Annotated in this window: 16 protein-coding genes and 1 pseudogene; 4 read left to right on the top strand and 13 right to left on the bottom strand. The window is 69.4% G+C overall.

Going from position 1 to position 18,430, the window contains the following annotated elements; translation table 11 throughout:
* Positions 1-105: 105 nt before the first annotated feature.
* The 9 genes from D3869_RS26075 to D3869_RS26040 all read right to left on the bottom strand — a co-directional run bounded on the left by D3869_RS26075 (position 106) and on the right by D3869_RS26040 (position 10,842).
* Complete coding sequence (locus D3869_RS26075) at positions 106-1,035, bottom strand: DMT family transporter (protein ID WP_137142685.1); 930 nt, start codon at positions 1,033-1,035, stop codon at positions 106-108.
* A gap of 207 nt (positions 1,036-1,242) precedes the next feature.
* The gene (locus D3869_RS26070) at positions 1,243-1,749 is read right to left on the bottom strand and encodes a copper chaperone PCu(A)C (protein ID WP_175426621.1); all 507 of its coding nucleotides are present in this window, start codon (positions 1,747-1,749) and stop codon (positions 1,243-1,245) included.
* Positions 1,750-1,787: 38 nt separating this feature from the next.
* Positions 1,788-2,222, bottom strand: coding sequence for a DUF2946 family protein (locus tag D3869_RS26065; RefSeq protein ID WP_175426620.1), 435 nt, complete (start codon positions 2,220-2,222; stop codon positions 1,788-1,790).
* Between the two features lie 156 nt (positions 2,223-2,378).
* Complete coding sequence (locus D3869_RS26060) at positions 2,379-4,046, bottom strand: ATP-binding protein (protein WP_137142682.1); 1,668 nt, start codon at positions 4,044-4,046, stop codon at positions 2,379-2,381.
* Between the two features lie 9 nt (positions 4,047-4,055).
* Positions 4,056-5,549 carry an ATPase domain-containing protein gene (locus D3869_RS26055; protein WP_137142681.1) on the bottom strand — a complete coding sequence of 498 codons (1,494 nt, stop codon included), beginning with the start codon at positions 5,547-5,549 and terminating at the stop codon, positions 4,056-4,058.
* 280 nt (positions 5,550-5,829) lie between these two features.
* Positions 5,830-6,408 (bottom strand): hypothetical protein, encoded by a 579-nt coding sequence (locus D3869_RS26050; RefSeq protein ID WP_137142680.1) that lies wholly within the window; start codon positions 6,406-6,408, stop codon positions 5,830-5,832.
* A gap of 116 nt (positions 6,409-6,524) precedes the next feature.
* Positions 6,525-9,167, bottom strand: a complete 2,643-nt coding sequence (locus tag D3869_RS26045; RefSeq protein ID WP_137142679.1) for a PAS domain S-box protein — start codon at positions 9,165-9,167, stop codon at positions 6,525-6,527.
* 102 nt (positions 9,168-9,269) lie between these two features.
* Positions 9,270-10,127 (bottom strand): hypothetical protein, encoded by an 858-nt coding sequence (locus D3869_RS34160; RefSeq protein WP_247896068.1) that lies wholly within the window; start codon positions 10,125-10,127, stop codon positions 9,270-9,272.
* Complete coding sequence (locus D3869_RS26040) at positions 10,060-10,842, bottom strand: hypothetical protein (RefSeq protein WP_247896039.1); 783 nt, start codon at positions 10,840-10,842, stop codon at positions 10,060-10,062. Before D3869_RS26040 ends, D3869_RS34160 begins: the two co-directional genes overlap by 68 nt.
* 1,070 nt (positions 10,843-11,912) lie before the next feature.
* Here D3869_RS26040 and D3869_RS26030 point away from each other — a divergent pair.
* On the top strand, positions 11,913-12,875 hold the full coding sequence (locus D3869_RS26030; protein WP_137142676.1) for a replication initiator protein A: 963 nt from the start codon (positions 11,913-11,915) through the stop codon (positions 12,873-12,875).
* Between the two features lie 12 nt (positions 12,876-12,887).
* On the opposite strand, the gene D3869_RS26025 is transcribed toward D3869_RS26030, so the two are convergent.
* Positions 12,888-13,769, bottom strand: coding sequence for a LysR family transcriptional regulator (locus D3869_RS26025; RefSeq protein WP_137142675.1), 882 nt, complete (start codon positions 13,767-13,769; stop codon positions 12,888-12,890).
* Between the two features lie 113 nt (positions 13,770-13,882).
* Between D3869_RS26025 and D3869_RS26020 the strand changes: the two genes are divergently transcribed.
* Positions 13,883-14,932, top strand: a complete 1,050-nt coding sequence (locus tag D3869_RS26020; RefSeq protein WP_137142674.1) for a YeiH family protein — start codon at positions 13,883-13,885, stop codon at positions 14,930-14,932.
* Positions 14,933-14,948: 16 nt separating this feature from the next.
* Here D3869_RS26020 and D3869_RS26015 read toward each other — a convergent pair.
* Together D3869_RS26015 and D3869_RS26010 are read right to left on the bottom strand one after the other, a co-directional pair.
* Positions 14,949-15,155 (bottom strand): annotated as a pseudogene (locus tag D3869_RS26015) (Ada metal-binding domain-containing protein); the annotation flags it as partial.
* A 159-nt stretch (positions 15,156-15,314) separates the two neighbouring features.
* Positions 15,315-15,842, bottom strand: a complete 528-nt coding sequence (locus D3869_RS26010; RefSeq protein WP_137142673.1) for a hypothetical protein — start codon at positions 15,840-15,842, stop codon at positions 15,315-15,317.
* 280 nt (positions 15,843-16,122) lie between these two features.
* Here D3869_RS26010 and D3869_RS26005 point away from each other — a divergent pair, with 280 nt between their 5' ends.
* Positions 16,123-16,776, top strand: a complete 654-nt coding sequence (locus D3869_RS26005) for an HAD family hydrolase (protein WP_137142672.1) — start codon at positions 16,123-16,125, stop codon at positions 16,774-16,776.
* Between the two features lie 97 nt (positions 16,777-16,873).
* Positions 16,874-17,071: a hypothetical protein gene (locus D3869_RS26000; RefSeq protein ID WP_035683083.1), complete on the top strand. Its 198-nt coding sequence runs from the start codon at positions 16,874-16,876 to the stop codon at positions 17,069-17,071.
* A 183-nt stretch (positions 17,072-17,254) separates the two neighbouring features.
* Here the strand turns inward: D3869_RS26000 and D3869_RS25995 are convergent, their stop codons facing one another.
* Positions 17,255-18,355: a lipid II:glycine glycyltransferase FemX gene (locus D3869_RS25995; protein ID WP_247896038.1), complete on the bottom strand. Its 1,101-nt coding sequence runs from the start codon at positions 18,353-18,355 to the stop codon at positions 17,255-17,257.
* Between the last annotated feature and the right edge of the window lie 75 nt (positions 18,356-18,430).

Genomic DNA, 18,430 nt, shown 5'->3' with positions numbered 1-18,430 from the left:
GCGGAGCATGTTACAGTTCGACGCGTGCGGCCCGTGATATTTCGGGTACCTGGACGTCCTGTGTACGTGCCTCCGGCATAAGGAACTCTCGGGAAAAGGGGCCGCTCAGCCCTCCTTCGCCGCCTCTTTCGCCCGCTCCTTCACGGCCGCCTCGCGCGCCCTCACCTGCTCGCGGTGGAAGATGTAGATGCCGGCGGCGACAATCACCAGACCACCGGCGAGGGTCGAGGCGCTGGGCGGCTCCCCGAAGACCAGCAGGCCGTAGAGCACCGCCCAGATCAGCGTCGTGTAGCCGAAGGGCGCCACCGTCGCCGCGTCCGCCACCGAGTAGGCGCGGATCAGGCAGTAATGGCTGCACGCCCCCAGCGCGCCGAGCATGATCATCAGCGCCGCCCCCGTCAGGTCCGGCGTCGTCCAGCCGAAAGGCAGCAGCAGCCCGCAGAGCACCGTCCCGGCCATGCTGGTGTAGAAGAAGGTCGTCAGCGTGGAATCGCCGCCGCGCAGCAGCCGCGTGACGATCTGGTAGAGCGCGTTGCACAGCGCGGCGGCCAACGGCAGCAGGATCGCCCATTGGAAGACGAGGCTGGCCGGGCCGATGATGATCATCGCCCCGATGAAGCCGCCCAGCACCCCCAGGGAACGCCGCCAGCCGACCTTCTCCTTGAGGAGCGGAACCGACAGGACGGCGACGAGGACCGGGGCCACGTTGGCGATCGCCGCCACGTCGACAAAGGGCAGGATCTTGTAGGACACCGCCGCCAGCAGGGTCAGCACGGCCAGCAGCGTGGAGCGGAGGATCTGCATCGCCGGGCGTTGGGCGATCAGATGGCTGGGCGAGCGCAGCGCCACCACGACGAAGGCGATGGCCAGATGCACCGCGAAGCGTGCCCAGGCGACCTCCGCGAAGGGATAGGTCTGCACGAGGACGCGCAGGGTCGCGTCCTGCGTCACGAACAGAAGCGTGGTGAGCAGCATCCAGGCGATGCCCGCCCGCCCGGAGGAGCTGGCCGCCAGGGCCTTCTCGGTGGCGGTCATCGGGCGGCGCTCATGGGGGGAGTCATGGGCGGGGCGTTCCTTCCTGTGGCGTGCCGGCCTTCTGCCGGACCGGCGCGCCACACCCTGCGCCCATGGCGCCGGACGGTCAAATGCGATGCTGGTATATCAGTACCGACCGCCCCCAGCACCGACCGCCGGTTGCGGCCGCGCCGACCCTTCGCGACAGGCCGGCGCGGCGCGGCGCCATCAATGCTTGTGCTGCGTGCCGCCGGCCTGCGGCCCGCCGGCGCCGCCATGGGAGGGGGCGGCGGACCCGGCGCTCTGCACGTCCACCTGGACGGTGACCGGCCCGGCCTTCTCGAAGGTCAGGGTCAGCGGGAACGCCTTTCCCGGAGCGAGCGGCTGCTTCAGGCCGAACAGCATGACGTGCAGGCCGCCGGGCTGCAGCGCGGTCGGCGATCCGGGCGCCACCTCGATGGCGTCGACCTGGCGCATCTTCATGACGCCGTTGTCCATCAGGTGGGTGTGCAGCTCCGCCTTGTCGGCGACGGGCGTGCTGGCCGACAGCAGGCGGTCGCTGTCCGGGCCGTGGGTGCTCAGCACCATGTAGGCCGAGCCGTTCGGGGCCGAGGGCGCCGTGGCGCGGGCCCAGGGATGTTCGATGTCGACCGGCCCGGCCTTGAAATCATGGGCCAGAGCGGTGCCGGCGGTCAGGGCGATCAGCGCGGCGAACGCCAGGGCGTGCTTCTTCATGATGACGGTGTCCTGCAAAGAGAAGATGAATCGAACGATCAGTTGGTGGTGGCAGGACGCGTCATCGGCGGGGCACGGGCGTTCGGGCGCAGGCCGCGCGGGCGGCGGCATTTGCGGTTCGGATGGGGACGGTGGCGCAGCGCCCCGGACAGGCGCGGCGGCGGAACGGCGACATCCGCCGGGGTCAGCATCGCCGGCGGCGCGCAGCCGAGCTGGCAGCCCAGGCAATGCTCCAGATCGTGCTTCGGCTGGTCGGGCGTGCCGGGCATCCGGTCCGCCGCCCCATCCGGGCCGCACATGGACGCCGCCCAGAAGGACTGCGCCAGACCGGCGGACAGCATGGCGACCGCCTGCCCCGGCACCTGGACGAAGATCAGCAGAAGGACGGCGGCCAGCGCCGCGGCCAGCCTGGACCGCCAGCGGGTCGCAACCACCGCAAGTGCAGCGGCGCCTTCCTCGCGATGCCCGCTCACCCTTCCCCCTGCCACACAACGGCGGGGGAGGCCGATGGCCGTGCTGACGTTGCCCCGTTCAAACCGGTTCCCATTCCACCCACAGGACGGATGACCGGTTGTAGGCGATCTGCGTGGAGCTTGTCGAGTTGCCGCCGTCCACTCAAAACCGCAACGTCAGGCCGAATCCCCATCCAGCAAGGCGCGGACGGTGCTTTGCAGGGTGTCCACGCCGACTGGCTTGCTGAGCATCCGCGTGCCCGCCCCCAGGCTGTCCGGTTCGAGGGCGGCGTAATGCGCGTAGCCGGTCACGAACAGCACCCTCAGCCCCGGACGGAGGCCCCGCGCGACCTCCGCCAGATCCCGCCCGGTCATTCCGGGCAGCCCGACGTCCGTGATCAGAAGGTCGATCGCCGTATCCGACTCCAGGATGCGGATCGCCGCCTCGGGTTCGGCGGCCTGCAGGACGTGGTATCCCTGCCCTTCCAGCGCCTCGACCCACAGCATCAGGACGAGGGCTTCGTCCTCGACCACCAGGATGGTTTCATCGTTGCGGGACGGGTCCTGCGACGGCGCGTCCACAGCGGGGACCGAGCTGTCGGCGCCGTCCACACCATCATGCTGCGGCAGGTACAGGCTGACGGTTGTGCCCTGGCCGGGCTGCGACCGGATGGCCGCGTGCCCGCCCGATTGACGCGCGAAGCCGTAGAGCTGACTCAGCCCGAGGCCGCTGCCCTGGCCGATCGGCTTCGTCGTGAAGAAGGGTTCGAACGCCCGCTCCAGCACGTCCGGCGGCATGCCGCTTCCGGTGTCGGTGATGCGGAGCAGGACGTAGCGGCCGGGAAGGATGTCCCCCTGCGCGTCCGAAACGGTCTCGTCCAGAACGGTGTTGCTCGTCTCGACGCGCAGGAGCCCGCCGTCCGGCATGGCGTCGCGCGCGTTGATGGCGAGGTTGAGCAGGGCGCTTTCGACCTGGTTGGCGTCCGCCCAGGTCCGCCAGAGCCCGTCGGCCAACGCCGTGTCCACCCGGATCGATTCGCCGACGGACTGCTGGATCAGGCCACTCATGGCGGCGACGAGAGCGTTCAGGTCCAGGCTGCGGGGCGTCAGCGGCTGGCGCCGGGCGAAGGCCAGAAGATGCCGGGTGAGCGCCGCGGCGCGGTCGCCCGCCGTGACGGCCATGGTCACGTGCCGCAGCAGCGCTTCGTCGGCGGACAGCGCGCTCCGCAGCAGATGCAGGTTGCCGAGCATGACCTGCAGCAGGTTGTTGAAGTCGTGGGCGATGCCGCCGGTGAGTTGGCCGACGGCCTCCATCTTCTGGGCCTGCTGCAACGCCTCCTCGGCCTTCCGGCGCTCCCGCATCTCGGTCTGCAGGGATTGGGTGCGCTCCGCCACACGGCCTTCCAGCTCGTCGTTGGCCCGCTCGATGTCGGCCAGAAGCGTCCGTATGCGGTATTGGCGCAAGCGGGCCCGCAGCGCGGACTGCGCCGCGCTCTGCAAGGCCTCGGCGTGCAGGGGCGGGTCCAGCAGCGTGACGTTGCCGAGCCGCTGGAACTGGACCCAGCGCGCCTTGCTGGCCGACCGGTTGCCGCGCGCGGTCAGCACCAGAACGGGCAGGTCGGACCAGGGCGGCTGGGCCTCCAGGCAGGCGATCAGGGGCTCCATCCCCGCCCTCAGCAACGCGCCTTCGGAGAGGATCAGGGCCGTGACGTCCCTTGCCAAGCCGTCGCATAGGGCCGGCAGGTCGGCGCAGAGCCGCGTGGTCATGCCGACCTCGTCCAGCACGAGGCGGATGACCTCCGCGTCCCGGCCATGCGGGGCGAGCACGAGGATCGGGGCGACCATGCGCTGCCGTCAACCCGTCTCGCTCTGCCCGCGCAACAACGGGTCCGCCGACCCGCCGTAGCTGGGCACGCCGGTCAGCACGCCTTGGAAGTCGAGAAGCTGCGGGCCGACCTGCATGCCGTCGGGGAACAGGCGGAATTCGCGGATCGCCAGTTCGTGAACGCCGGTGCGCTTCTTGACCACCGAGATCGCCTTGCGCACCTCCCCTGCCGCCTCGAAGAAGCGCAGCAGGACCACCGTGTCGCTCATGAAGGACAGGTCCACGGGGTTCTGGATGTCGCCGACGATCCCCTGCTGGGCGAGGATCAGGATGGTCACGACCCCCTGGTTGTTCAGATAGGACAGCAGCTCGTGCATCTGGAGGATGAGCGCCTTTTCCTCCGGCATGGTGCTGAGGTAGGAGTTCAGGCTGTCGATCACCACGATGCGCGCCTTCTGGTCCTCCACTTGGCGGCGGACCTGCCAGACGAACTCTCCCGGCGACAGGCGCGAGGGATTCGCGCGCTCCCAGCCCAGCTCGCCCTTGCGCACCGCCTCCTCGATGTCGATGCCGAGCGCGGTGCTGCGCAGCGCCAGGGTTTCGAAGGATTCGTCGAAGGAGAAATAAGCGGCGTGCTCGCCACGGCGCACCGCCGCCGCGACATATTGCAGGGCGATGGACGATTTGCCGACGCCCGAGGGGCCAACGAGCATCGTCGTCGTGCCGCGCGTCAGCCCGCCGCCCAGAAGCTCGTCCAGCCCGCTCAGGCTGCTCGACACGACGCTCGGCTCGAACTCCGTCTTGTGCTCGTCGGCGATCAGGCTCGGGAAGATCAGCACGTTGCCGGGCGTGATGGCGAAATCGTGCCAGCCGCTCTGGTATTCGGAGCCGCGCATCTTGGCGATCCGCAGGCGCCGCCGCGCCGCACCGTAGGTGCGCTCGATCTGCTCCAGGCTGAGCACGCCGTGCATCAGGCTGTGCAACTCCATGGAGCCGGTCTGGCTGGTCAGGTCGTCCAGCGCCAGCGTGGTGCACTGGCGCCCTTGCAGGAACTGCTTCAGCGCCAGGATCTGCCGCCGGTAGCGGAGCTGGTCCTGGGCGAGCAGGCGCAGTTCGGACAGGGAATCGATCACCACGAGGTCGGGCTTCTCGGCCTCGATCCGCTCGGTGATCAGGCGCATGGTTTCGCCCAGTTCGACCTCGGACGGGTAGAGCACGCTCTGCTGACGGTCGAGCTGCGCCTCCAGCGGGACGAGTTCGAAGATGCCGATGCCGTCGAGCGACCAGCCGTGGCTCTTGGCCGAAGCGCGCAGCTCCGTCTCGGTTTCCGACAGGGTCACGTACAGGCCGCGCTTGCCGTCGCACAGGCCCTTCAAAAGAAACTGGAGCGCGATGGTCGTCTTGCCGGTTCCCGGCGCGCCTTCCAGAAGATGAAGCCGCGCGCGGGGCAATCCGCCCCTCAGGATCAGGTCGAATTCTGGAATTCCGGTCAGGATCTTGTCCGTCTTGGTCGGCTCCGACACCCAGGTCTCCTCTTGGTTTGGCCCGCTGGCAGCGCCTTGCGCCACACGCCGCCGTGATGGTGAACGGCCCGAACGCCTGGACGGACGGACAAACGCACAGCCTTGGAGAACATCCACGCCCCGTGGACGCCGCTCCGCCACCATCAACCCAATGCCGGGGCTCCTGTTCCTTTGTGCCTTCGGGATGCCGACCGTCGGGGATGCTTGGGCATCGCCGCGGGTTACCGCGATGTTGAGCGGTGGACGCCCGAACGACGCAGGAGCTTGTCTTGCGCCGCCTTCACCGCCCCGCCCCCAGCACACGGCGGCGCTTGGGGTCCGGACCGAGCGAGCGGATGAACGGCGGCAGCCCGCCGGCGGAGCGCGTGTTGAAGGCCGCCTTCGGCGCGTCCTCCGCGGTGGCCGTCTCCACGCCCATCTCTTCCGGAACCACTTTGGGGCGGAACCCCCGGGCAACCCACAGCGCGAAGGCGCCGGACAGCAGAAGCAGCAGCGGCGGCACGGCGGCGCGCAGGGCCCAGGGCCACAGAGCCTCCGCCCGGCGCGCCCAGCGCTCCGCCCAGAAACGCTCGGCGACCGCCCGCACACGCTCCTCGCCGAGGTCCGGCGGCGCGGCCAGGGTGGTGCCGTCGGGGAAATCCGTCCGCGTCACGACGCCCCGCCTCACCCCATCCTCCACCACCGCCTCGTCGGCGGCGTAATGCTGAGGCAGGAAGGCGTCCCTCGCGTCCGAATAGGCGTAAAGACCGGCGAACGGGTGGCGTCCGTGCAGATCGGCGGCGGCGAAGGCCGCGACCGCCGCCCCCCACAGCAGGGCGGCGGCCAGCCAGCCCCGCCACAGGCCCTTGCTCCAGTTCATGTCCCGTCTCTCTCTTCCCCAAGGAGGCGGAAAAACTAAAGATCCGGCCGGTGGGCAGCCAGGGTCAAAAACCGGGCCTTTCACAAACCGGCCATTCACAAACCAATGGCCTCCGGTCAGGCCGCGGGCTTCAGCAGTTCGCGCAGGATGTGCGGGGTGATCGGCTTGTGGACGAGGCGGAAACCGGCGCCGCGGATTTCGGTGATGCGCTCGGGCGCGGTGTCGCCGGTCAGCACCACGGCGGGGATGCGCACGCCGCAGACGCCGTGGATGTCGCGGATCGCCTCCACCCCCGTCCGCCCCTCGCGCAGGCGGTAATCGGCGATGATGAGGTCCGGCAGTCGGCCCAGCCCGTGCAGGACGTCCACCGCCTCTTCCGCCGACACGGCGGCCACCACCTCGTAGCCCCACTGCTCCAGCAGCGTGCGCAGGCTGAGCAGCACGATGGCCTCGTCGTCGATGACCACCACCAGCCCCTGCGCGTCGTCGTTGGCGCGGTCGGGCGCGTTGCGGCGCAGGACGGCGCGGGCGCGCACGGAGGGAAGCTCCACCGAGAAGACGCTGCCCCGTCCGGGCCGCGAGCGCAGGACGACCGTGTGGCCGAGCAGCCCGGCCAGCCTCTTCACGATGGCGAGGCCGAGACCCAGGCCCTTGGCGCGGTCGCGCTCCTGGTTGCCGATCTGGAAGAACTCCTCGAAGACGGCCTGCTGCAGATCCTCCGGCACGCCGACGCCGCTGTCGGCCACCTCGATCCGCAGCGCGCCGGCGCGGCGCCGGCAGCCGACAACGACGCCGCCCCGCTCGGTGTAGCGCAGCGCGTTCTCGATCAGGTTGCGCAGGATGCGCTCCAACAGCATCGGGTCGGTGCGCGCCCACAGCGAGGTCGGCACGACCCGCAGCCGCAGCCCCTGCCCTTCCGCCTGCGGCCCGTACTCCGCGGCCAGCCGGTCGAGCAGAGGCCCCACCGCGCATTCGGTGACGCTGGGCTCCACCGCCCCGGCGTCGAGCCGCGACACGTCGAGCAGGCCGTCGAGCAGGAGCTTCAGCGCGTCCAGCGAATGACCCATGCTGGCCACCAGCTCGTGGCCGGGATGGCCGTGCAGCTTGTCGCCCAGCACCTGCGCGAAGAAATAGAGTGACTGCACGGGCTGGCGCAGGTCGTGGCTGGCCGCCGCCAGGAACTGGGTCTTCGCCCGCTCCGCCTTCTCGGCGCGGGTCTTCTCCCGCCGGGCCTCGTCCGCCGCGGTCAGGGCGCGCTCCATCGCCTGCTCGGCCGCCTCCTTGGCGGCGAGCAACGCTTCGGCCGCCGTCCGGCGGGCGGTGATGTCGCGCACGATGCCGGTGAAGCGCACCTCGCCGTCGGCCTTCCACTCGGCGACCGACAGTTCCAGCGGGAACACCGACCCGTCCTTGCGCTGGCCGGTCACCTCGCGCCCGATGCCGATGATGCGCCGCTCTCCCGTGCGGTGATAGCGCTCCAGATAGCCGTCATGGGCGCTGCGGTCGGGATCGGGCATCAGCATGCTGACGTTGCGGCCGATCACCTCCTCCGCGGCGTAGCCGAAGATGCGTTCGGCGGCGCGGTTGAAGCTGTGCAGGGTGCCGGCGCGGTCGATGACCACGATGGCGTCGACCGCCGTGTCGACGATGGAGCGGTAGCGCGCTTCCGCATGGGCGGCGGATTCGCTGGCGCCGACCAGCGCGGCGCTGGCCTCGGCCAGGACGCGGTGCAGTTCGTCGATCTCGCGCACCGGCACGCCGCTGTCGTAGCGGATGGCCTGCCCCTCCATCAGGCCGCTGCCATGGGCGGCCAGTTCGCGGACGGGATGGGCGAGCCGCCGTGCGAAGACCGCCGCCGAGGCCAGCGACACGCCCAGCAGCCCCAGGCCCAGGCCCAACGCCAGCATCACCGTGCGGTTCAATGGGGTGAGCACGGCCTCTGTCGGCGTCGCGGCGACCAGGGTCCAATCGGCAAGCTGCGTGCGGCGGAAGGCGCCGATGATCTCCACCCCGTCCAGCGTGGCGCCGCGGTAGTTGCCGGTCTCGGCCGTCCCGCGCACCGCCAGGAACCAGCCCGGCACCGCCCGACCAAGATACGCCGCATGCTCGCGCGAGCGGGCGGCGATGCGGTTCTCCCCGTCGATGATCGCGGCGATCAGTCCGGACCGCGTCTCGAACCCCTCCAGCAGAGTGCTCCAGGTCCGCGGGTCGACCACCGCGGACAAGACGTAGCGCAGGCGGCCGTCGCGCAGCACCGGCACCATCACGGCGATCGTCGGCCGTTCCGCCGCCGTTGCGACGACCAGATCGGACACCACCGGCTCGCGGGTCACGGTCAGCCGCTGCAAGGCGTCGCGCTGGGGCACGTCCGGCAGGGTCTGGCCGAGCCGGACCGCTGTGTTGACGATCTGCCGCCCAGACGGCTCGATCAGCGCGAGGTTGGTCCAGGACGGATGCTGGGTCAGAGCCAGCGTCGCCCGTTCATAGAAGCCGGCGGGATCGTCGTCGGCCAGAGCGTCCGTGCGGGACAGCCCCCGCAGCGCCTCGATGGTCGCCCCCAACTCCCGGTCCACGACCAGGGCCAGCGCCTCCGCCGTGTCGGTCATATTGTTGTCCACGGCCTCACGCTGCTGGTGCACCAGCCAGCCGATGAGCATACCGCCGAGCAGGAGCATCGGCACCAGCGTCACAAGGACAAGCCTCAGCAGGTACCCGCGCAGAGTCATCGGTTGCTGACGGGACACCGTCTTCAGCGGCATGGATGGACAATCCGAAAGGTTGGGGGCACGAACGGATTATCATATCTTGCTCCGCCCTTTCGTGGTTCGCCACCGGAATCTGAAACGATCGAATGGGCCTGTTTATATAGGCATTACCCTCTTGGAGTAATGAAGGGTCTGCCAAGCCTCAGTTCCATTCCCCCAGCCGGCCCCACAGTCATGAAGCCGCACGGGTTCTCGTGCTGAACTTTTCATACGCGGTCTCTTATTGGAAAATGCGGATCCCTGCCCTTCACATACCCTGGTATGAATGAAATTGACCAAGCGATCCCTTGGGAAGCTTTTGGGCATCGCCGGATTCTTTTGGGACACGTTTTGTGGGGACAAGGGGTGCGCGGGAGCCAAGTCCTCTTGGGGGTCATCCGGCGTGTCGGAGACCGCAACCGCCTGCGTCACCGGGAGGACCAGGGCGGCGGCCCGCTGGCGGTCGGCCATCTCAGCCTCCCTGTCCTTCTGGCGGCGGCGATGGGCGATCTCGCGGGCGCGGATCTGCTGTTCCTGGCGCAGGGCCATGGCCAGCCGGCGCAGGGACGCCGTTCCATCGCTCCGGGAAGCCTGACCGGCGGCGGCGCGGAAGTCGCCCACCGTAGGAAAACGCCGGAAGCCGGAGCGGAAGGAGGACCAGACGCCGCGGAAACCGGCGATCCAGTCTTCGGCGGGCCAACCGGCCATCTCGAGAATGTCGGCCTCCAGCACATCGGCGTCCGGAAGCTCCAGGCCGAAGCGGGCCGCCAGCTTCTCGATGCCGGTCAGCACATTCTCCACGCCGATGGCCGGGCAGGCGGTCTCAAGGGCGGCCTCCACGCGTTCGGCCAGCGCCGCGATCTCCTCCGGCGCGCGGTCCGCGATCTCGAAGCGCAGGTCGGCGCGCTCAAGCCGGGCGAGCGAGGCGATCGCGCAGGGCAGAGAGGACGCCGGCGTTGCGGGCAGCCACGCCATGTCCGGCGTCGGCGGGGTGGCGCTGACGGGAAGGCTCGGAAGGTTGGCGGTCATTCTGGTCGCTCCGGTTGGAGGGGCGGCGGGAGGCGGTTGCGAAGGGGACGACGGTGCTTTCGGGCGTTTCGCCGGCTGGCGCCGCGGCGGGCGCGACCAGCTCGCGGGCCACCCATTTGCGCCAGGCTCCGGACGGGTCGGCGGGGCTGTAGCCGTTGCGGGCGTTGGCCTTGCGGCACCAGGACACGAACTTGCGGGTCACCGTGGCGGGATCGACCTCCGGGCGGTTCTCCGCGGCCCAGGCCAGATCGGCGGCGTCCGGCTGCCAGTCCTCGGCCAGGGCATCCCGGTTCTTGATGCCCGAAGACCCAACCGATCCCCCCGCCCGGAAGGAGGAGGAGTTTTGAGAATCAGGATTCAGGGGATTCCCAGTCCTTAGGAGTCCGTCAGCCGGCTGACCGGTGGTGTCGGCGGGCCGACCGGAAGAGTCGGTGTCCTGCGCGCCCACCAACGCATAGACCATCCCGCGGAAGCCGCGTTCGCGGCGGGCTTCCACCAGGGACAGGTCCGGCGCCTGCAGCTTCGTCAGCACGGCGGACAGCCAGGGACGGCTCTTGCCGAGTTCGGCGGCCAGCTCGTCCTGGACCAGACCGGCGCAGACACCGGCGGCGTCCGCACGCGCGTAGAGGCCGGAGAGCACCGCGACTTCCGCGGCTCCCACGCCGGGCGCAGCGATCCATCGCCGGTACAAGGTGGTGTACGGGGTCATTGTCTTCCCATGATCCAGCGCTTCGATCCCGGCGGAAGACAAAGCGGGAGCGTCAGTGGAATCCGCGATTCCACTTGGTTTTCCGGACCTACCCTGGCATCATGAAGTCGCCAAACCGCTGATGCGGGGTCCGGTTCTCCCGGTCTTCCATCGGTTTTCGACACTTCGGTGTGCACGAGGGCACAGGTCGCCAAACCTGTGCCCTTTGTGTTTCCGGAGGTCGTGTCCTCCGTTACGTCATCGTTGCCTCCTTCGGCGTGTCGCGGCTGTTCAGGACCGCAGGCCAAGACCCTGGCCCGAAAACCGTGATCCAAAAGCTATCGGTTCGGGCTTTGATGAGCCCGTTACGCAAGATGTTGTCGTGGCCCCAACGGGCTGTCCACGATTCAAATGCGTGCGTCGGAATCGCTCCGGTTGCGCCGATGCGGGGGCACGGAGTCAGTGGAATCAAGGTGTTGAGCCCTGCGGAGCGGTGGCGGGCCATGGTTGGGTGTCGCCGTTCTGCCGAGAAACCGGGCGGAAAACGTCGCCGTTCTGCCGAAAGATTCCGGCGCACGGAGGGACGCGGCGGAGCGTCGGAGTCCGCCAGATGTCGCCGTTCTGCCGAATAATCTGGGCTGTGGCCCCTCGGTGACTCCGGGAATCGGCCGAGAATCGGACTCCGACTCGCGCAACCGAGTGTCGCCGTTCTGCCAATGTGCTCCTCCCGCGACGGCCTTTGGACCCTCGGGAGTCGGGAAAGAGTCAGGGAATCCAAGCCTTTCAGCGCCATCTTCCGGCGTGCCGGGAGTCCGGACCGTCAGAACGCGGACGCTTTCGGCAGGGAAGTCCTCCAGCGGGGCACGGCGTCGGGGGGAACTGGCAGAACGGCGACATTCACCCGTACGGTCACAGCGTCCTTTCCGCCCGGTGAGGAATCTTTCGGCAGAATGGCGACGTTTGCGCCTGCGTCGTGGAACATGGGGGGCGTATCGGGAATCATGACCGTAACCGCCAGCGGCGCGGCCGGGGAGACTGGGTGCATGGACGACCACAAGACCGACAAGGAAAACGCCGAACTGCTGGACCGTCCGGTCCAGCTGGCGCTGCGGCTGGATTCGCCGCTGCGCGGCGACGTGAACAACGACCGGGCCCTGATGGCCTATTCGCTGTTCGGCCTGTCCAAGGACAAGGTGGAAAGCCTTCCCACCTACGACGACGGCAAGGTGAAGATCGAGGTGCGCGCCCCGCGCGACGTCGGCGTTGCGACGATCTGGGACAAGTCGGTGCTGATCTACGCCGTCTCGCTGCTGCGCGAGAAGATGGCCGAGGGCAAGATGGGGCCGGAGGTGGGGAAGCTCCACTTCACCACCAGCGATCTCCAGCGCATCGTCGGTAAGACCGCCGGGGGCAGCGCCTACGACAAGATCGAAGGGGCGCTGGAGCGGCTCCAGGGCACGCAGATCAAGACCAACCTGGAGACCGGGGGCGAGGGCGAGAGCGGCGCCTTCTCCTGGATCTCCGACTACAAGCTGCTCTACCGCCGCGGCAAGAAGGACGGCGAGCGGCAGGTGCGCGGCCTGACCCTGGTGCTGTCGAACTGGGTGGTGCGGGCGGCGCTGGGCAACAACCTGCTGACCTATTCGGAAGACTACTTCGCGCTGAAGCCCATCGAGAAGCGGCTCTACGAGATCGCCCGCGCCCATCTGGGCCATGGCAACGCCTTCTGGATGGCGCTGGAGCCGCTGCGCAAGCGGGTCGGCTCCGACAACGACCTGCGCAAGTTCAAGAACGCGCTCGGCCCCGTGCTCCAGGCCGACCGCATTCCCGGCTACGGCGTGCGCATCGTCGAGGCCGCGGAGTACAAGGAGCTGATGACGGCGCGCGGCGCCTCGATCGCCCGCGTGCTGAACGCCGACCTGCCGGTGATCTTCTGGCGCAAGGACGCCGGCGAGCCGGAGAGCTGGATCGACATTCCCAGGGTCGAGTTCGACGAGGTGGTCTGACTCTCCCCTCCCCTATTCATCCAGCAGAAGATCCCGAAAGGTCCGGGCGGCGTGGCTCAACCCGCGCTCGCGGTGGCGCAGCAGGCGGAAGGGACGTTCGGGCAAGGGGAAGGGAACGCGGTGCAGATGCCCCGCCGCCAGAGCGCCGCGCGCCACCAGATCCGACAGGGCGGTGGCCCCCGCCCCGGCCATGACCGCCGACAGCACCGCCTCGTTCGACGGCAGTTCCAGCGTCACCGGCAAATCCTCCGGCGCCCTCCCCTGCCCGCGCAGCGCCTCCTCGAACTCGGAGCGGGTGCCCGACCCGGCCTCGCGCAGGACCCAGGGGGAACGGTGCAGGTCCGCCGCCGGCAGATCGGTCCGCCCGCGCCAGGGGTGACCGTTGCCCACCACCAGCAGCAGACGGTCGCCGGGCAGCCGGTCCTGGTCGAGCAGCGGGTCCGTCACCTCCCCTTCCACCAACCCCAGATCGGCGGCGCCGTCCAGCACGGCCTTGGCGACCTGGGCGGTGTTGGCGGCCTTCACCGCGACGTCGACGTCCGGATGGCGCCGGTGGAACCCCACGAGCCGTTCGGGCAGCCAATAGCCGGTGATGGTCTGGCTGGCGTGGATGGCGATGCGCCCGCGCTTCAGCGCCGACAGATCGGCCAGCATGCGCTCCGCCGCCTCGGCGCGGGCGAGCACCGCGACGGCCTCGTTCAGGAACAGGCGCCCGGCCTCCGTCAGCTCGATGCGTCGGCCCACCCGGTCGAACAGGCGGACGGCGTGCCGCGCCTCCAGGCTGGAGACGGCGGCGCTGACCGCGGACTGCGTCAGATTCAGGGAGGCGGCGGCCCGCGTCACATGCTGCTGCGTGGCGACCGCCACGAAGATGCGGAGCTGTTCGAGAGTCATCCGGTCCCAGCCCTTTCAACCGTTCGGTTTTATCGAACGTTTCGTCCACTATAATCCGTTGGAACGAACGGTCCAGAGGGCGCAGCGTCCCGGCATCGGAATTCGAGGACGCCATGCCGAACCACGCTCTTTCATCGCTCCGCGACACCCTGCGCACCCTGTCGCCGGGACTTCTGCTCTGCTCCGGCGTGAGCGGCGCGGCGCTGGCCCTGCAAAGCCTGGAACTGCGGGTCTTCGGACAAGCTTGGCTGGAGGCGCTGGTCCTGGCGATCCTGATCGGTGTGGCCCTGCGCAGCGTCTGGGCGCCGGGACGGCGCTGGAAGGCGGGAACGGACTTCAGCGCCAAGACGCTGCTGGAGGTCGCGGTGCTGCTGCTCGGCGCCTCCATCGACCCGGAAACGATCCTGGCCGCCGGCCCGGGGCTGGTGGTGGGGATTGCCGGGGTGGTCGCCCTCGCCCTGGCGGTCAGCTACGGCATCGGACGCCTGCTGGGATTGCCGCCGCGCATGGCGGTGCTGGTCGCCTGCGGCAACTCCATCTGCGGCAACTCGGCCATCGCGGCGACGGCCCCGGTGATCGGGGCGCACGGCGACGACGTGGCCGCGGCCATCGCCTTCACGGCAGTCCTGGGGGTTCTGGTGGTGCTCGGCCTGCCGCTTCTGGTGCCGCTGCTCGGGCTCAGCCCCATGCAGTACGGCGTCTTTGCCGGGCTGACCGTCTACGCGGTGCCGCAGATCCTGGCGGCGACGGCGCCGGTCGGCGCGCTGAGCGTCCAGGTCGGAACCCTGGTGAAGCTGCTGCGCGTGCTGATGCTGGGGCCGGTGGTGGTGGCGCTGGCCCTGATGGCGAAGCCGGAGGGGGCGGCTCAGGAAGGGGGCGCCAAGACTCGCCCGCCCCTGCGCCGGCTGGTGCCCTGGTTCATCCTGGGCTTTCTGGCGCTGGCCGGGCTGCGGGCGGCGGGAGTGATCCCGGACGCGGCCCTGGCGGCCAGCCAGACCGCGGCGGGCGTCCTGACGGTGCTGTCGATGGCCGCGCTGGGGCTCGGGGTGGATGTGCGGATGCTGTCGCGGGCGGGGCTGCGCGTCACCGCGGCGGTGGTGCTGTCGCTGGCGGCGCTCGGTGCCATTGGCCTGGGGCTGATCCGGCTGCTGGGAATCATGTGAGCGTGGAGGGCGGCGCGTTGGGGCGGCAGCGCTTGCAGGGGCGGAAGCCCGCCGCCTCCGCCGCCGCAGCATCGGGGTGGAACGCGACGTTTTCTCGCTTGGCCCGTCGCGATGGACAGGATGGCCGGCAATAGACGCCGGTGGTGCGCACCGCGTAGACGAAGCGCCCGTCACCGTCCCGGTCCCGGCGCGTCACCGCGCTCCACATCGCGTCCTCGTCCATGGTGTCCTCCAGGTCCTGCTTCCGGGATCGTCGCGGATGCCGCGAAGGAGGGCCACCCGTTTCCTGCGTCCCGCAAAAAGACGGCTGGCAAAAAAGACGGCCGGCAGAGGTCTGCCGGCCGCGAGGTTCGGGGAGGGACGGACGCGAAGCGGGGGAGCCTTACTTCTGGATGCCGGTGACCTGCTGCTGCGCCTTGTTGCCGATGCCGGCGGCGAGGTTGGAGACGGTGCCGAGGTTCTGGTTGAACAGGGCGCCCGGCGCGCCGAACTGCATGGCCTTGACCTGCTGCTGGGCGGTGTTGCCGATGCCGACCGCGCTGTTGCTGACGGTGCCGGCGTTGCTGTTGAAGCCGCCCAGGGCGAAGGGCGCCTTCACCCCGCCGCCCATCCCGCCGCCCGCCTGCATGCCGAAGACCTGCTGCTTGGCGGTGTTGCCGACGCCGGCGGCGAGGTTGGAGACGTTGCCCAGGTTGGAGGCGGTGCCGAACGGCCCGGCCAGCCCGCCGCCCGCCTGGACGCCCATCACCTGCTGCTGCGCCTTGTTCTGGATGCCCGCGGCGGTGTTGGAGATGACGCCCAGGTTGCTGGCGTTGCTGAGCGGGATGCCGCCGGTCATCAGGTCGCCGGCGAAGGCCGGGGCGGAGCACAGGACGGCGACGGCGGCGGCGATCAGGGTGGTGCGGCGCATGGTGTGGTTTCCTTCCGGTGTCTGGGGAGTTGGCTTCTGGGGGGATTTGTCTGCCGGTTCCGTCTGCGTCGGGGCCCGGCCTGTCCGATGACCAGACACTACGCCCGGCCGCCCTCCCCCGCTGTGGCCTGCGCCACACTGTGGGACAGCTTTTCCAAAAGGCCTTTTCTTCCGCCCGAACCGTTGAGGCCCGGGGGATTTCCTGTACGATCCCCCGACGCCTTTTCCGGCACCCGCCCCTGTTCCGCGCGGGGCCACCACAACGATGCGAGACGGCGCAATGCTTCAGACACCCGACCGGCTGGACCCGGAGGTCGTGATCTTCGATTTCGACGGCGTCATCATCGACTCCGTGCCCACCAAGAACGGCGGCTTCGCCATCCTCTACGGCATCGACGATGCGGAGACGGAGGAGCGGATGCGCCGGACGATCTGGCGCAACGGTGGCCTCAGCCGCTTCAAGATGCTGGCGATCCTGGAGCGGGAGATGTTCGGGCGCGACCCCGGCCCGGCGGAGATCGACGATCTGGCCCGCCGCTACGCCGAGATCGTCGATCCGCGCGTTCCCGACTGCGCGCTGATCGCCGGTGCGGAGACGGTGCTGGACCGGCTGGACGGCACGCCCTGCCACCTCGTCTCGGGCACGCCGCACGAGGTGTTGATGGGCACGGTGCGCGCCAAGGGGCTGGAGCGGCATTTCCGCAGCATCACCGGCTCCCCCAACGTGAAGGCGGAGGTCTTCGCGCGCATCGTGGCCGAGGGCGGGCACGACCCGGCGCGGTCGCTCGCCATCGGCGATTCCCTGACCGAGCTGGAGGCCGCCCGCAAGGCCGGCATGGGCTTCGTCGGTGTGGTGTCGGAAGGGCTGCCGAACCCCTTCCCGCCCGACGTGACGGTGGTCGGCGACCTGCACGGGCTCGCCCAGCGCCTCTGAGCGGGGGCGTCGCGGAAAATGGTCGCAACGGGGTATTGTTTATGTGGCCAACAAACCATAAATGATTAGGGCATCCTATGACGAAAGGGAGGTCAGTATGCCCGTGCCGAAAGAGGCTGCCGAAGCCGCCCGTGACCGTTATCTGGCGATCCTCAGCGGGTACCCCGGCATGACCCGCGCCGAAGTCACGAAGCTGTCCGACGACTACGCCATCGCGGTCAATTTCGCGTCGGGCATTCCCGACGATCTTCCCAAGGATCTGGACGGCGTGCCGGTGATCGCACGCACCCAATGACGCTTTCCCGGTGACACGCGAACGAAACGCCCGGTCCAGACCATGGACCGGGCGTTTCGCATGTCCGGCGCTTAAAGCGAACTTCCGTTCGCTTTAGACTCACATCGCCTCACTTGCCGGCGGGCTTCGGCCGCATGTGCGGCCGGGAGCGCCGTCGCGGTCCAAAGCGGATTGCAATCCGCTTTAAGCCGGGTTGGATGGGGTGGTGGCGTCGGCGCGCTCGGCCGGCCCCTTGTTCATGGCCATCGCCATCATCTGGCTCGCCTGCGCGGTGCAGGTCGCGGCCAGCGTGCGCACCGTCTGGCCGCCTTCGACGAGAAGCCGGCTGAGCATCGGGCCGGGCGCTTCGAAGGTGCCGATGAAGACCCGCTCCTCCTCCCCCTTGCCGGCGAAGCCGCGCTTGAACAGGTGGACGCCGGGATTGGCCTGGGCGTTGACGCCGTGCAGGTCGTAGCGCTTTCCGCCGTTGGCCTTCACCCACTGCATCGCCTTCCAGTGCACGAGGAAGGCGGCGTTCAGCGGCAGCCCGGCCTCCGCGGTGGCCGAATTCTGCATCAGCGCGGTGTCGCCGAGCAGCGACACCACCACGCCGGCCACCGGCTCGCCGTTGTGGGAGGCCATCACGGCGTGCATCTTCATGCCGTCGGGCAGGGCGCGGTGGACCTTCGTCAGGGTGCGGCTGTCGAAGGCGCGGAAGCCCTTGCGGCGCTGCGTCTGGATGAACAGGTCGTCGATGGCGTCGAGGATCTCCGGCGAGGAGCCCTCGACGACGTCCAGCCCTGCCCCCTCGGCCTTGGCGAGGCCGCGGCGCCAGTGGCGCGACAGGTCCTTGTGGATCGTCGCCTCGTCGCGGGTCAGGTCCATGATGAAGGTGCGGTAGGGAGCCTTGGCGTCGCTGTGCCGCATCCCCAGCGACTCCATGGCGGACAGCGCGTGGGCGCCCTCCCCCGCCCCGTCCTCGACGCGCGGCAGGACGCGCAGGAACAGCCCGCGCCGGACGCTGTATTCGGCCTTCATCGCCTCCATGATGGCCAGGAACGCCTCCGGGTCGGCCTGGCGGCCCTTGGGGCGCCACAGCGGTCCCCACATGACCAGCGCGATGCCGCCGATGCCCGGCACCCGGCGGACCAGCAACTGCGCCGCGGCGATCGGCTGGCCGTCCCGGCGCAGCACGATGTGGCTGAGGTCGCGGCCTGGATGGGCGATGCGCCCGAAATCCCAGGTCTGGAAGATGTTGGCGTCGTCGAAGCCGTTCATGACGGCGTACCAGCCGCCGCGGTCCATACGGTCGATCTCGACAGCCGGTGAAGCGTCCAGGCAATCGCCCCCAAATGCGTCGGTGTGAATCTGGCGTCTCCC

It is taken from the genome of Azospirillum brasilense (assembly GCF_005222205.1).
GTDB lineage: Bacteria > Pseudomonadota > Alphaproteobacteria > Azospirillales > Azospirillaceae > Azospirillum > Azospirillum brasilense_G.
Note: the sequence above shows the minus strand (reverse complement) of the source record. Positions and strands in the feature narration are given on the sequence as shown.

What these genes read in the sequence shown, in the direction of transcription:
- D3869_RS26075 (WP_137142685.1), bottom strand. Translation starts at nt 1,035, where the DNA reads ATGACCGCCACCGAGAAGGCCCTGGCGGCCAGCTCCTCCGGGCGGGCG.
- D3869_RS26070 (WP_175426621.1), bottom strand. Translation starts at nt 1,749, where the DNA reads ATGAAGAAGCACGCCCTGGCGTTCGCCGCGCTGATCGCCCTGACCGCC.
- D3869_RS26060 (WP_137142682.1), bottom strand. Translation starts at nt 4,046, where the DNA reads ATGGTCGCCCCGATCCTCGTGCTCGCCCCGCATGGCCGGGACGCGGAG.
- D3869_RS26050 (WP_137142680.1), bottom strand. Translation starts at nt 6,408, where the DNA reads ATGAACTGGAGCAAGGGCCTGTGGCGGGGCTGGCTGGCCGCCGCCCTG.
- D3869_RS26045 (WP_137142679.1), bottom strand. Translation starts at nt 9,167, where the DNA reads ATGCCGCTGAAGACGGTGTCCCGTCAGCAACCGATGACTCTGCGCGGG.
- D3869_RS34160 (WP_247896068.1), bottom strand. Translation starts at nt 10,127, where the DNA reads ATGGCGTGGCTGCCCGCAACGCCGGCGTCCTCTCTGCCCTGCGCGATC.
- D3869_RS26030 (WP_137142676.1), top strand. Translation starts at nt 11,913, where the DNA reads ATGGACGACCACAAGACCGACAAGGAAAACGCCGAACTGCTGGACCGT.
- D3869_RS26025 (WP_137142675.1), bottom strand. Translation starts at nt 13,769, where the DNA reads ATGACTCTCGAACAGCTCCGCATCTTCGTGGCGGTCGCCACGCAGCAG.
- D3869_RS26020 (WP_137142674.1), top strand. Translation starts at nt 13,883, where the DNA reads ATGCCGAACCACGCTCTTTCATCGCTCCGCGACACCCTGCGCACCCTG.
- D3869_RS26010 (WP_137142673.1), bottom strand. Translation starts at nt 15,842, where the DNA reads ATGCGCCGCACCACCCTGATCGCCGCCGCCGTCGCCGTCCTGTGCTCC.
- D3869_RS26005 (WP_137142672.1), top strand. Translation starts at nt 16,123, where the DNA reads ATGCTTCAGACACCCGACCGGCTGGACCCGGAGGTCGTGATCTTCGAT.
- D3869_RS26000 (WP_035683083.1), top strand. Translation starts at nt 16,874, where the DNA reads ATGCCCGTGCCGAAAGAGGCTGCCGAAGCCGCCCGTGACCGTTATCTG.
- D3869_RS25995 (WP_247896038.1), bottom strand. Translation starts at nt 18,355, where the DNA reads ATGGACCGCGGCGGCTGGTACGCCGTCATGAACGGCTTCGACGACGCC.